Source organism: Microcystis aeruginosa FD4 (assembly GCF_009792235.1).
Lineage (GTDB): Bacteria > Cyanobacteriota > Cyanobacteriia > Cyanobacteriales > Microcystaceae > Microcystis > Microcystis viridis.
The window spans coordinates 329,432-342,725 of the sequence record NZ_CP046973.1 but is presented as its reverse complement, the minus strand read 5'-3'; the positions used below and the strand labels follow the sequence as shown (position 1 = coordinate 342,725).

The 13,294-nt window shown below is 41.1% G+C and carries 10 protein-coding genes, 1 tRNA gene and 6 pseudogenes; 9 read left to right on the top strand and 8 right to left on the bottom strand.

What is annotated here, in order from left to right; genetic code table 11:
• Positions 1-104: 104 nt before the first annotated feature.
• The 3 genes and pseudogenes from pgeF to GQR42_RS27355 all read right to left on the bottom strand — a co-directional run.
• Complete coding sequence (gene pgeF, locus GQR42_RS01695; protein WP_158198656.1) at positions 105-899, bottom strand: peptidoglycan editing factor PgeF; 795 nt, start codon at positions 897-899, stop codon at positions 105-107.
• A gap of 221 nt (positions 900-1,120) precedes the next feature.
• A pseudogene (locus GQR42_RS29785) lies at positions 1,121-1,282 on the bottom strand (DUF1902 domain-containing protein); the annotation flags it as partial.
• Between the two features lie 547 nt (positions 1,283-1,829).
• A pseudogene (locus GQR42_RS27355) lies at positions 1,830-2,015 on the bottom strand (DUF433 domain-containing protein); the annotation flags it as partial.
• A 214-nt stretch (positions 2,016-2,229) separates the two neighbouring features.
• Here GQR42_RS27355 and GQR42_RS01680 point away from each other — a divergent pair.
• Positions 2,230-3,445, top strand: a pseudogene (locus GQR42_RS01680) (ISL3 family transposase).
• On the opposite strand, the gene GQR42_RS01675 reads toward GQR42_RS01680, so the two are convergent.
• From GQR42_RS01675 to petE, 5 genes and pseudogenes are all read right to left on the bottom strand, one after another.
• On the bottom strand, positions 3,422-3,748 hold the full coding sequence (locus GQR42_RS01675) for a hypothetical protein (protein ID WP_158198655.1): 327 nt from the start codon (positions 3,746-3,748) through the stop codon (positions 3,422-3,424). The pseudogene GQR42_RS01680 and the gene GQR42_RS01675 sit on opposite strands and share 24 nt — an antisense overlap.
• Before the next feature lie 76 nt (positions 3,749-3,824).
• Positions 3,825-3,898: transfer RNA gene (locus GQR42_RS01670), tRNA-Met, on the bottom strand.
• Between the two features lie 83 nt (positions 3,899-3,981).
• Positions 3,982-5,709, bottom strand: a complete 1,728-nt coding sequence (locus GQR42_RS01665) for a succinate dehydrogenase/fumarate reductase flavoprotein subunit (protein ID WP_158198654.1) — start codon at positions 5,707-5,709, stop codon at positions 3,982-3,984.
• A gap of 222 nt (positions 5,710-5,931) precedes the next feature.
• Positions 5,932-6,123, bottom strand: a pseudogene (locus GQR42_RS29780) (hypothetical protein).
• A gap of 7 nt (positions 6,124-6,130) precedes the next feature.
• Positions 6,131-6,508: a plastocyanin gene (gene petE, locus GQR42_RS01660; RefSeq protein ID WP_158198653.1), complete on the bottom strand. Its 378-nt coding sequence runs from the start codon at positions 6,506-6,508 to the stop codon at positions 6,131-6,133.
• Between the two features lie 192 nt (positions 6,509-6,700).
• Here petE and petJ point away from each other — a divergent pair, with 192 nt between their 5' ends.
• The 8 genes and pseudogenes from petJ (at position 6,701) to GQR42_RS01620 (ending at position 13,058) form a co-directional block, all read left to right on the top strand.
• Positions 6,701-7,021 carry a cytochrome c6 PetJ gene (gene petJ / locus GQR42_RS01655; RefSeq protein ID WP_002796336.1) on the top strand — a complete coding sequence of 107 codons (321 nt, stop codon included), beginning with the start codon at positions 6,701-6,703 and terminating at the stop codon, positions 7,019-7,021.
• A gap of 116 nt (positions 7,022-7,137) precedes the next feature.
• Entirely contained in the window at positions 7,138-8,817 is a 1,680-nt protein-coding gene (locus tag GQR42_RS01650; protein WP_158198652.1) for a DUF3352 domain-containing protein, read from the top strand.
• 255 nt (positions 8,818-9,072) lie between these two features.
• Positions 9,073-9,318 (top strand): annotated as a pseudogene (locus GQR42_RS01645) (hypothetical protein); the annotation flags it as partial.
• 64 nt (positions 9,319-9,382) lie between these two features.
• A complete protein-coding gene (locus GQR42_RS01640; RefSeq protein WP_158198651.1) occupies positions 9,383-10,627 on the top strand; it encodes a DNA cytosine methyltransferase in 1,245 nt (414 codons plus the stop codon).
• Positions 10,600-11,574, top strand: coding sequence for a Bpu10I family restriction endonuclease (locus GQR42_RS01635; RefSeq protein ID WP_158198650.1), 975 nt, complete (start codon positions 10,600-10,602; stop codon positions 11,572-11,574). Before GQR42_RS01640 ends, GQR42_RS01635 begins: the two co-directional genes overlap by 28 nt.
• A gap of 29 nt (positions 11,575-11,603) precedes the next feature.
• Positions 11,604-12,110, top strand: a pseudogene (locus GQR42_RS01630) (type ISP restriction/modification enzyme); the annotation flags it as partial.
• Positions 12,111-12,321: 211 nt separating this feature from the next.
• On the top strand, positions 12,322-12,561 hold the full coding sequence (locus GQR42_RS01625; protein WP_158198648.1) for a UPF0175 family protein: 240 nt from the start codon (positions 12,322-12,324) through the stop codon (positions 12,559-12,561).
• Between the two features lie 41 nt (positions 12,562-12,602).
• Entirely contained in the window at positions 12,603-13,058 is a 456-nt protein-coding gene (locus GQR42_RS01620; RefSeq protein ID WP_233271221.1) for a DUF3368 domain-containing protein, read from the top strand.
• Positions 13,059-13,294 lie beyond the last annotated feature (236 nt).

Below are 13,294 nucleotides of genomic sequence, written 5' to 3'. Positions count from 1 at the left end.
GATTTTTCAGTTATCAGTGTGCAGTAATCAGTTATCAGTAATCAGTAATCAGTAATCAGTGAAAAGAAAGGGCGAATTCTTGAGTGAAAATGTCCAACCAGTTATTAACGACTAACTATGCCAGACCATTGAATTTTTTTGGCTTTTTCCCGACGATAGGAGAAAAAATGATCCTCTTGTTGATAGGTGCAAAAAGGAGCGATCGCAATTTGTTCATCCCTAATTCCTAACTGTTGTAGTTGATGATAAATCACCCGTCGTACGTCTAAGCGCACTTTTCCTTTTTCCTCGTCAGCAAATAAGGGGGAGGGGGACAGGGTAAATAAATTCGCCAGAATTTGGTCGGGATTAGTTTCTTGGGGAAATAAACTTAAACCCACTTCCGCCGCAACTTCTGTCTCTACTTGATACACTTCCCCGGCAATTGCCGGCCCCAGGGCCAGCACTAAGTTATCTAAACAACTGCTGGAGTTTAATAACTGCTTAACTGCTTTGGGAACTATCCCCTTGGCTGTCCCTCTCCATCCAGAATGAATCGCCACCCCAACACCGGTAGAGCGCTCACCTATTAGTACAGGCGTACAGTCAGCACTGGCCACCCAAATCCCTTGACCAGAAGCATCGGTGATAATCCCATCCGCTTCGACAATTTCCGGGTTAGTAATCGCTTGGGGATTTAATAGGCGATCGCCATGTACCTGTTTGACCCGATAAACCGGTACATTTGCGCCTAGAGCAGCTGTAAAAGCTTCCGGGGTTTGGGGGTAATAATGACGGGTAAAAAAGCCGTGAGACCAGTCCTCTAAAAGATTACAGGTAAGATAGGGCAATCCTTGCCATGTTTGCCATTGCCACAGAGAAGTCCTAGTTAATCGGACATCGATCGCTACATTGGTCACAGTATAAGCCTCTCTTGCTGCATTAATACCTCTTTCTCTCCTATCCTAGTTCTGAGCTTGGCTAAAAGGCAACCAGAAGATTACTACTCTGTGTGGAAATGCAGGGAGATGGGAAGTGGGAAGTGGGAAATGGGAAGTGGGGAGAAAAAAGCTGACCGCTGACGACTGATAAGTAATAGTTTGTCGGTATTTCTGCAAATGTGAGATGCAGCCGATGGCCGATCTTTTGTTGGCAATTCTAATAAGATGGGAATTAAGTCTTTGGCAATATCAATGACGGCATCTATTGTCTTAGCTTCAGCGACAAGTCCTTGTATGTCGGGACTGGTGGCGACATAGTAATCTTGTCCGTTTTCATTAAATCGTTCAATGGTGAGATTAATTTAGTTTTTCATGGGGAATCAATAGGGTTTATAGAATAATTTTGTTATGACAAATCTTCTCAAGGTGAAAAATGTTCACAATGTTACATTATGGGCGCAAGCAGTTCGCTCAACTCACTGACCACGTTGCGCCCCTACCGCCGCACGTGGTGTGATTGGTAGGGGCGTATAGTGTACGCCCTTTCTTCGATCAGATAAGCTTATCACCATAACCCCAAGAGAGCCAATCTGTGCTAAAAGTTCCTCATAGTCTTTAAAAAGGATAACACCGGGTTTTTGGTTTAATTCAAGGGCTTTTTGTTGATATAATTTCAATGAATTCTCCTGTAGCAATAGTATTCAATACATTACGAACATCAGGCATTAGTGGCAATAAATCAGATATCTTATTAGTGGGTGCAACGAGAACAATAACTGCTATTCCAGCTTGTTGTAAATTTTGTTCATAACGCAAATTTTGATCAGTCGTGAGTAGGATTGTAAATCCATTCTGACTGATCAATTTTAGCAATTCACCGTTCTTTTTTCCTGACCATCCTATCTTGACGGCTAATTCAAGAGAGGCGATCGCTTGCTCTTTGCTGACACTGGGAAAATGATCCAAAAATACGTCTAATGAGTCACCTGCTTCTAGATAATCGAGTAAGGTTTTAATAGGTACACGAGTCCCTTTAAAGACGGGAGTTCCTCCTAGAATATCAGGATCGCTGTGAATAATCGCTTTAGTTTTCATTGTTGTTATAGGTGGGCAAGGGTTTCTAATCTTGGCTCTTCGGTAATTGTTATGCAAATAATTAACTTAAAATAAAATTCGATGAGAGTGCCTACGCCTAAAAGTAGCTGAAATCTATACAGGGAGACACTTACGGCACAAATAGGTTAATGCCAAAAGATAGACAATTGAGTTAAGATTTGATATAATAGCCAAAAACCCGAGTATTTTACTCATGATGCTTGACAAATTTTTGAACCTAAAAGGAACGTCTATTCAAGGCTATCTACACCTAGAAAATATCGGTATAGTTTGCCGAATCGAATCGAAAAATCAAAAAGCAACCTGTCCTCATTGTGGGTTAGAGAGCGATAAACTACACCAAAATCATCGACATTTAGTCAAAGATTTACCAATCTCAGGACAACCAGTGTACCTACAAGTTAATCGTCGTCAATTTAAGTGCGATAATTGTCGAAAACCCTTTAGTGAAGAGTTAGATTTTGTCGCCAGTAAACGAACCTATACGAAAAGACTAGCCGAAAATATACTCGAACAATTAAAAGAAGGAGATATTTTAAATGTTAGCCGAATCAATGACGTAACGGAAGAAGAGATTCAAAGAATGTTAGAGGACATAGCCGAAGAAATTACAGAGCCAGACTTATCGGAATTAAAAAGACTAGGAATTGATGAAATCGCTCTAGTCAAAGGACAAAAAAATTACTGTGCAGTTTTAGTAAATTTAGATACGGGAAAACTAATAGCTATTCTAGAGAAGCGAACACACTCTTGAATTAAGGAAAACCCTTACAGGCTGGGGAAAAGAGGTGTTAGAGCAAATTGAAGAAGTCAGTATATATCTTTGGTTGTCCTATAAAAATTTGGTGAAAGAATTGATGCCATCGGCCGAGGTAGTCGCCGATAGATTCCATGTCATGAAACAAATTAATCAAGAGTTATATGAACAGAGAAGAGCAGAAAAAAGAGCCGTAGAAGCGCAGAAAAATAAAAAACAAAAAGCGGAAAAAGAAGCAAAACTAGAAGTTTTAAAGCGAAGTAAATATAGTCTGTTAAAAAATGAAGAAAATTTAACGGAACCCCAAAAACTCAAACTAGAAGCTATCAAAGAAAATTGACCAAGTTTGAAAAAGATGCAGGAATTAAAGGAAGAATTTAGAAAGATTTATGAAACCTCAGAGAATCCGACAGAGGGAATGCTATCTATCTCAGAATGGTTGGCAAAATCCTCCAGTGTTTTTACCAAGAGTTGTCAAACAATCCGAAACTGGTTTGGAGAAATTATTAGTTATTTCGAGCAAAGGACAACGAATGGGGTGGTCGAGGGAATCAACAATAAACTTAAACTAATAAAACGGAGAGGCTATGGCTTTAGAAACTTTCGGAATTTTTGGGTTAGAAGTATGTTATCTTGGCATCTTGTATGTTGATTTAGCATAAAGAGTAACGAAGAGCCAAATTTTTATTGCCTGGGTTTGTAAGGAATCATCATCTTTAAACCCTCCCATAAATCGGTAAACCAATGCACCTATTCCAGTGCCAAAAAAAATAGATGGTATGATTGGCAAAGGTATGACATTGGGCAACAAAGCTATAGCCGTACCCAGTCCAAAACCAAAAGCCGTAACTACAATGAAAAATTTATCAAAAAAATTAGGACCTGCCGGTTCTAATGGAGATGCGGAAACCGACGGCGGCGATTTTTGTTCAGAATCGGGATTTTGGTTTTGCATTACTCATTTTTCAACTCTCGTACATCCAAATTTCCTAGAAATTCAAAACCTGTCAATCAGAACCAACTCGAATTAATGGCGGGAAGCGGATTTGAACCACTGACCTTCGGGTTATGAGCCCGACGAGCTACCAGACTGCTCTATCCCGCGTTGCTTTATTTAGTATAGAACTAAATCTCGGTAAATGCCAAGGAGTTTGTAAAATTACTTTACATTTACCGTCCGACCAGAGGTTAATACTTACGTTCCACGGGGGTGAAATCCTGAATCACCACGGGCATATAGTTGATATCGATGCGGTCGGGGGAATAATAGGCGAGGGTATGCTGAAGAAAATTTTGGTCATCCCGTTGGGGAAAATCCTCGCGGGAATGGGCCCCTCGGCTTTCTTGACGATTGAGGGCAGAGGTGAGGATAATTTCCCCCACTACCATGAGACTTTGTAATTCCCAGGCCTCGATTAGTTCCGTATTCCAGCAATCCCCCGTATCATCGAGGTAAATCTGCTCGTATTGGCGCTTTAATTCGCCGATTTGTTTAATTCCCTCGCGCATGGTCGCTTCGGTGCGAAAAACGCCGCAATGTTGGGTCATACAGTCTTGGAATTGCTGACGTAGTTGACCGATGCGAATCGTGCCTTTTTTGGTCAATAGAGCGGTGATTTGCTCTTTAGCCTCCTGAAGGTAAATATCGGGATTAAAGACGGGAAAAGCGCGTTTTTCGACGTATTTAGCGATCGATTTGCCGGTTCTTCTCCCATAGACCACACATTCTAACAGGGAATTACTGCCCAAACGATTGGCCCCGTGAACGGAGACACAGGAACATTCCCCAGCGGAGAAAAAGCCTTCGGTGAGGGTATCGGCACTTAAGCGAACGCGACCATCGGTATTAACGGGAATGCCTCCCATACAATAGTGAACTGTAGGACGTACAGGCATCGGTTCCTCTACCGCATCGACACCGACGAGACGGTGGGCCTCCTCCCAACAGAAAGGAATCCGACTCATAATTTTTTCCCGGCCTAAATGGCGTAAATCCAGATAGACAAAGGGGCCTCCGGCGCTACCGTCCAGATTTACCCCCCGGCCGGCGCGAATTTCTAGGGTAATGGCCCGGGAAGTGATGTCCCGGGGGGCCAATTCCATGCGCGAGGGGGCATAGTCTTCCATAAAACGACGACCTGCGCTATTGATTAAATAAGCTCCTTCACCCCGGACTGCTTCCGAGATTAAAACACCGACGGGATAGAGTCCAGTGGGGTGAAATTGGACAAATTCCATGTCTTCTAGGGGAATACCCGCTTTTGCCGATAAAGCTAAACCGTCTCCCGTACAGGCGAAATCGTTGGAGGTGGTGTTATAAACGCGACCATAGCCCCCCGTCCCGAACATAATTGCTTTTGCCCGGAGGATTTCTATCTGTCCGGTGGCGATTTGGTACATAACTACTCCTTTAGCTGTACCTTCTTCGAGGATAAGACGCAAAACGTACCATTCATCGTAGATTTTTACCTGATTACGGCCTAAATTGCTGACTAATTCGTGCAGCATGGCGTGACCGGTTTTATCGGCGGCGTAACAGGCCCGGTTATGGCTGTGACCGCCAAAGGCTCTTTGGGCAATGCGTCCATCTTCGAGACGGGAGAATAACACGCCTAGATGTTCCAATTCGATGATAACTTCGGGGGCTTCTCGGGTGAGGATATCCACCGCATCCTGGTCAGCCAGAAAATCGGAACCTTTGACAGTATCGTAGGCGTGGGCCTTGGGATTATCTTTGGGGTCAACGTTTTGCAGGGCGGCGGCGATACCTCCCTGGGCAGCGACGGAGTGGGAACGAATTGGGTGGGTTTTGGCAACGACAGCAACATCGATAGTCGGGTTGAGGCGTTTGATTTCTAAGGCGGCGCGGCATCCTGCTAACCCACCGCCCACTATAACGACATCGTGTTCTTTCATGGCTGATTTTCCTACGGGCTTCTGTTTCTATGGTGGGGTGAGAATTGCTCCCAAGTGAGTTTTGTAACCGAGACTTTATATTTCAGGAGTCAAAAGACAAAAGACAAAAGGCATCTTTGTTCTCCCCACACCCCACACCCCACTTCCCAAAAAACAACCCGCGGCAGTTAACCGCGAGTTATTTTTGGTTAAAATCGGATAATTAGGGTCTGCTGAATAAATCTAAAAACCTTGTTGGGTAAGACTTTTAGACTTTTTGTCAATCAAAAAGTACCGGACTGGGAGTGATCAGGGGGAAAATTCCGGGACTTTTTCCCTGAAAATTAGGTAGTTGACCACCTGAAAATCGGTAAAACCCTACACCCCACACCCCACACCCCACACCCTACCACCACCGAAAAACTTTTTCAGCAGACCCTAATTACTCAACGGTAATCGTTCCGACCATACCGGCGCCGCGATGGGGTTCGCAGTAGTAGGTGTAAGTACCCAGTTCGCTGAAAGTGCTTTCAAAGGACTCACCGGCGGAAAAAGCCAGACCTTTGTGGGATAATTTGCTGGCTTGAGCTTCGGGAACTTTGGTGCTATCGAAAACTATGTTATGGGGAGAAAGTTTGTTATTGACCCATTTCACCGTATCTCCTGCTTTAATAGTCAGGGTGGGGGGATCAAATTGTAGTGTACCTGCATCACCGCCCATCTTAACCGTGAAGGTTTCCGCAGCAGCGGCGGCAGTGTTGAAGAAGAAGCTAGAGACGACTAGCACCACGGTAGCGACCAATAAACCTAATTTTTTCATGCTTGTTAATCCTTTACACGAGGGAAGATGACAAGTTTGACAGCCTGTCTTTTGACAAAAAAGTAAAAGTTTGCTTTTAACTGTCCCATGGATTAATTCTACACGAAGTTTGACAGCTTGTCTTTTGACAAGAAAACCGTTTTTTTCTGACGATGGTTGGGGAATTTCTTGAGAAATAGAGGAGAACCTATCGTGAAAAGATTATTAATTTCCCTGTGCTTGCTCTTGGCTGTGGTTACATTCGGTATGGCTCGTCCCGCTTTAGCTGATGGGGCTTCGATTTTCAGTGCTAACTGCGCTTCCTGCCACATGGGCGGTAAAAACGTGGTTAATGCCGCTAAAACCCTGAAAAAAGAGGATTTAGTTAAATACGGCAAAGATTCCGTTGAAGCTATCGTTACCCAAGTTACCAAAGGTATGGGGGCGATGCCTGCTTTCGGTGGTCGTCTCAGCGCTGAAGATATCGAAACTGTAGCTAATTATGTCCTCGCTCAAGCGGAAAAAGGCTGGTAAAAATTAGTTATCGGTGGCGAGTTATCGGTTGTCAGTCTGGTAAGAATTGTAGCGATCGAAATTCTTGGGTCATTTGCTGGCTTAAAATAGCTAATGGTTCATCTCGGGGCAAGGTTGTGAAATTGCGATCGTTTTTCTATCTTTTAGGTGCGACGGTAATCATTCTCCTAGGAGTCGCTACAGCCAGTTTTGCTTGGATTCTCGCCGATAGTCCGCTGTCTTTGCTCAAAGGTGGGGTGCTGCGGGAACCGACGGCGGCGATTTTTGTGCCGAAACAGGCCCCGGTTATGGTATCCCTGTTGGTCAATCCCGAACGTTTGGAGTCTTTTGGTCAATTAATCGCTACACCGGCTAATCGACGACGTTCCCACCAAGAAATTAAGGATTTAGAAAAAACTCTCCTCGGTAAAACGGGATTGAATTATCAAAAGGAAATCAAACCTTGGTTAGGGGAGGAAATTACCCTCGCTGTTACTTCCCTAGATTTCGATCGCGATACCGATAATGGTATCCAACCGGGTTATCTTTTGGCAATTGAAAGTAAAGATGGTGAACGCGCTAAGGAATTTCTGCAAGCTTCCTACTCAAAACAGGCGGTTTCGGGCAAATTTGACCTCGTTTTTGAACCCTACAAGGGAATTAACCTCATTTATCAACGTCCCTTGACCGCGGGAGATAATAATCGTTTTCTCGCTAGTGCCGTGGTGGGGGATACGGTGCTTTTTGCCAATAATATCAAGGTTTTGCGCGAGGCACTTAATAACGTGCAAGTACCGGATTTAAACCTAAAAAATAGCCCCGATTACCAAGAAGCAATAAAAAATATCACTGAACCGCGTATAGCTATAGTTTACGGCAATTTACCCACGTTATCGGCTTGGATCGCCAATCAACCCGTCCCGGAGAGTCCCGAAGCAAAACAACGATTAGCCACGGCTTTTACGCTCAAATCCGGGGGAATAGTCGCTCAAACCGCCTTAATTGGGGTCTTAGGACAGGATAACCAAGCCCCAATTTTATCTAGTCCCGTGGGAGCATTATCTTTTATCAGCGAAAATAGCCTTGTAGTCGCCGCTAGTCGCGATTTAAATCGTTTTTGGACTCAGGTAGAGGAGGGGTTAGAAGCAGATAGTCCCCTACAGGAATTAATAACACAGGTCTTAAACCGCTTCCAGTCGCCTTTAGGTTTAAATTTGCCTGAAGACGTTTTTAGCTGGGTTAGAGGCGAATATAGCCTCGCTCTCGTGCCTAGTTCAAAGGGGATGGAACCCGATAGTGTTTTTGTAGGGGAACGGGTGATGGGAGTAGAGGTGGACAATGCGATCGAGCATTTGGATGAGTTAGCCCGCAGTCGCGGCTATAATGTGGTTAATCTGCCTTTACTCGATCGATCGGTGACAGCTTGGACAAAGTTAACCACGGCAGTCCCAGGGGGAAAAGCGCAACTAGAGACGATCGTGACGGGAGTGCATACGAGAGTCGATAATTATGAGATTATCGCTAGTTCTGTGGAAGCGATGGGTTTAGCTTTATCTGCACAGAAAAACCCGATTTTAAGCAGTGGTAAGTTTCGACAGGCAATTACTGCTCTACCTGCGGAAAATGATGGTTATTTTTACGTCGATTGGCGACAATTACAGCCAGTTATCGAGGCAAAATTCCCGATCGTGCGGGTGTTAGAATTATCCATTAAGCCTTTATTTAATAATCTGCGTTCTCTTACCATTAGCAGCCAAGGTAGTGATAATTCTGTGCGTCGGGGAACGATTTTCTTTAATCTGGGAGTGAAATCTTAATCAGTTATCAATTACTGAAGGTAAGAGGCAACCCCCCAATCCCCCGACATCGGGGAGCAAAAAAAAGGGGGGGACGGGAGAGGGGAGTCTGATTGACTGCCACGAATAAAGAAAAATGGTATCACTGGAAATGCCCACGCTGATCACAAAATTGGCCAATTGTCAATAGTTTTTGAGATGCGCTCACCCGGTCAGATTTTTCTAGCTTTTTCGGGAATAATAAAGATAATCACCTCAATCTCTAATTTTTATGCTATGTCTCGTCTCCTCATCCAGCAATACTATAGCGAAGTCGATAAAATTATTCAATTTGGAGGCAGTAAAAAAGAAACTTCTTTAAGAGTTGCTTTCCAGAATCTTTTAAATGAATACTGTAAAACCCGTGATTTTTTATTAATCCCGGAATTAGATTATCGTAACAAGTCAGGAAAGTTAGTTTATCCCGATGGTACAGTCAAAGATGCTTTAAGATTAGACTGGGGTTACTGGGAAAGTAAGGAAAATTTGAAGAGGATTAGTAGTTGAACCACACAATCATCTCATCTGTTGACAAAAGTTAAATTATATGTTCATACAACAACCAATAGCAATTGATATATTTGCTGGAGCCGGTGGGTTCGGACTAGGATTTAAAATGGCAGGTTATTCAGTGCCGTTAGCACTGGAAATAGATGCTTGGGCTTGTGATACTTTGCGTTACAATCATCCCAAAATGCTAGTTCTTCAACATGATATTCGTGATTATTGTACTGAAGATAGTGTCAAGAAAGTGTGTATTTTTAAACCAGACGTTATTATTGGTGGTCCACCCTGTCAAGGATTCAGTATTGCTGGTCCGGCACATAAAGATCCTCAGGATCCGAGGAATAGTTTGTTTTTAGAGTTTGCTCGTTGGATAGATTACCTAAAACCGAAAGCTTTCATTATAGAGAATGTCAAAGGAATTTTATCTCGCAAAAATAGCGACAATTTAAAAGTTATAGACATTATACAAAGCACCTTTATTGAGCTTGGTTATTTTGTAGAGGTATGGTTAATAAATGCGCTTAATTATGGCGTTCCTCAGTCCAGAGAAAGAGTTTTTATTGTGGGAAATACCAGTGGAAAAAAGATTGGAATCCCCACTATTAGTCATTCGTTAAAGTTATACAATGATAGAGGTAATCGTCAACTTTCCTTGTTAGAAACAGAGACCTTAAATCCTGCTATTAATCTCTGGGATGCTATCTCAGATTTACCTTTATTAAATGCGAGAGAAGGACAAGAAGAACAGTCGTATATTTGTGACCCTCAAAACAGCTATCAAACATGGATAAGGGATAATAGTGATGTATTATATAATCATGTAGCTATGGAACATTCAGCAAGACTTGTTGAACGTTTTAAACATATTAAATGGGGAGAATCTAGTTCTGATGTACCCCAAGAACATAAACCTAGACGAAGAAGTAGCAATGGGGAGTTATCTTCCCATTGCTATGATCAAAATAATCGTCGTTTAAATCCCTACGAACCATCTCATACAATTACAGCTTCATTTTATGCTAATTTTCTGCATCCTTTCCAAAATCGTAATTTAACTGCTCGTGAGGGTGCGCGATTACAATCTTTTCCCGATCAATACCGTTTTCTTGGCAAAAAAACCGTGGTTTCTCAAAAGTTATTACATAGAGAAAAAAGATTTGACGAAAAATTCCTTTGTCAGTACAATCAAATAGGTAATGCTGTACCACCTCTCCTCGCTCGTTCCATAGCATTACATATTAAAGAAAAGTTAAATTTATGTCCAAAACCAGTAGAAATCCTCTAGTTCACGGTTCTAATCTTGAACAAAAGGAAAACCACCCTCAAAAGTATAAAGATGCTGAAAGTAAGCGATTTCTTGGTGAAATACGAGAAAAATATGATCAGTGGTGTAGCATTAATTATAAATTAGTCGGACCGACTTCAATAGCAACAGAGCGAGACAATAAAATTTTGCAAAGACGAGTTAAACTGCTGTCAATTTATAAAGATTTTATCGATCAACAACAATACGCAGAAAAATTTGACTCTCGTTCCAATCTTCATTCAACGGTACTTGAGGAATTTTTGTACTATTTATTTAAAGATTTAATTGGTGATTTTGGTGAGAATACTTTAATTGGTAAATCACACACTTTCAAAGACATTTTCTTTGTTCCTCCCAGTTATTCAGAAATGCTCAAGCGTCCTTACGCTCGTATTGAGAAAAAGGATCATGATTTTGTTATCGGTACAACAATTAAAGCATCTCTAGAATCATCTTATCCCCTGGCACAAAATAATCCGACAGAGCAGTTATCATCTTTTTCACCAAAAGATGATCCAGATAGTTATTCTGAGGTGAAAATCACCAATAATACTGAAACACATATTTTCGATCTGCCAGTGATTGTTATCGAATGCAAAACTTATTTAGATAAAACTATGCTGGAAGGTTCTTCACGAGCAGCAGAAGACTTAAAAGCACGCAATCCTAATAGTTTATATATTGTAGTGATGGAATGGATTAAACTATCAGATGATGTCAATTTAAGGAAATATAAAGTCGATCAGATTTATGTACTTCGTCAACAAAGAAATACTGATCGCGAATTACGATATAAAGAAAATTATGTCAAAAATTCAATTAATCCTCTAGTTATACAACACCTTTTTAATGCAGTAAGAGAACATTTAACAATGGATTGGACCGGTGGAATTGAACATGGCATTCAGAGAGGTTGGTTAATTTAACTAACCATTCTCACCGCTTATTCTTGGCATTCTGCTATACCTATGCAGTCCTTCATCATCCAGCATATCGCAGTAAATACGAATTAAATCTTAAGCGAGAATTTCCTCGTATTCCCTTGTATGAAAACTTCCCACAATGGGTAAACTGGGGAGAAAAATTAATCCATCTGCATATCAACTATGAAACCGTCAATCCCTATCCGTTAACCCGCGTTGATATTCCCTCCAGCAAAGATAATCCCACCCCAAAACTGAAAGCAGATAAACCCGCAGGAAAAATAATTCTTGATGATGTCACCACCCTCGAAAAAATCCCCGCAACTGCTTGGGAATATAAACTCGGTAATCGTTGCGCGTTAGAATGGGTATTGGATCAATACAAAGAAAAGAAACCCAAAGATAAAACCATCGCTGAGAAATTTAATAGTTATCGTTTTGTAAATTATAAAGACAAAGTTATTGACTTATTGACTCGTGTGTGTACCGTTAGTGTTGAGACAATGGCAATTATCGAGGAGATGGAAAACCTCGGATGACTTTTTGTTGGGTTTCATGCTTCAACCCAACCTACGTTCATCTTATATTTAATTCCACCCACCTACTTAGGACAATTACTTGGCAAAATTAAAGTCGATCCCGTGTTTTTTGATATTGATGTTGTTCTTTCGAGCATCTCACTCAATGTTGGCTTGATTTGGTGTTAAAATTGGGTTAGGTCTGTCTTAATTAATAAAACTTAGCAAGACAATGAATACTTCGACCACTTTTCAAGAAATCGCCGCCGAAATTCAATTATTTGATAATATTGAACAAAAAGAACAATTTATTTTTGTAGTGGGTGCTTTAGTTTCTCGTATCATCAGTCTTCATAAAGCAGCAGAAGTAATGGAAATGGATACAGAAATGTTCTTGAAAATTTTAGAATTAATGGGAATCGATTTTTCTTATCTTACTACGGAAGACATAGATAGAGAAAAAAATTGGTAATCTCTAGGAAAATTGTTTTCAATTCTTCTCCTTTACTCTTTTTGTCTCGGTTAGGATTTTTAGAAAAATTCCTAGATTCTCATGATAACTTTTATTTACCTGTAACCGTACAACAAGAAATTAATGCCAAACAAGATCAATCTTCAGAGACTCTTAATAAGCTGATCGATCAACAGAAATTAACCATGCTAAATATTCAATTAATCTCTCTAGCAAATAGTTTAAATGAACGTTTAGGGAAAGGTGAATCTGATGCCATCACTTTAGGAATAGAATTACAAACCGATTATATCGTCCTTGATGACTTTGCCGCAAGAAAAGAAGCAATACGTTTAGGATTGAATGTTAAAGGAACTTTAGCGGTTATTCGTAAACTTCTCAAAGAAGAAAAGATAGAAATTGAAAATTTGGAGAGTTTTTATCAAAGACTTGGAGAAATTAACTTTAGAGTCAAGCGTGAAATATTTGAGAGCATTTTTAGTAATAAGAGCTTGTAGGTTGGGTTGAGGGATTTAATACTTAGGAGAAAACTGCTCGATTCAATGGTTTGAGGTAAAACCAACATTCTTAACGATATTGGTGGGGTTTGGTTTCCCTCAAGCGTCGCTAATATTGGACAGACAAGAGTTATTATTGCTCAACCCAATCTACGGTTAGTATGTTAAAGTGTATAACAAGTATGGAAAAGCCAAATTATTTTGGATGAGCTTGCAAAATTCGCTTTACTGTTTAA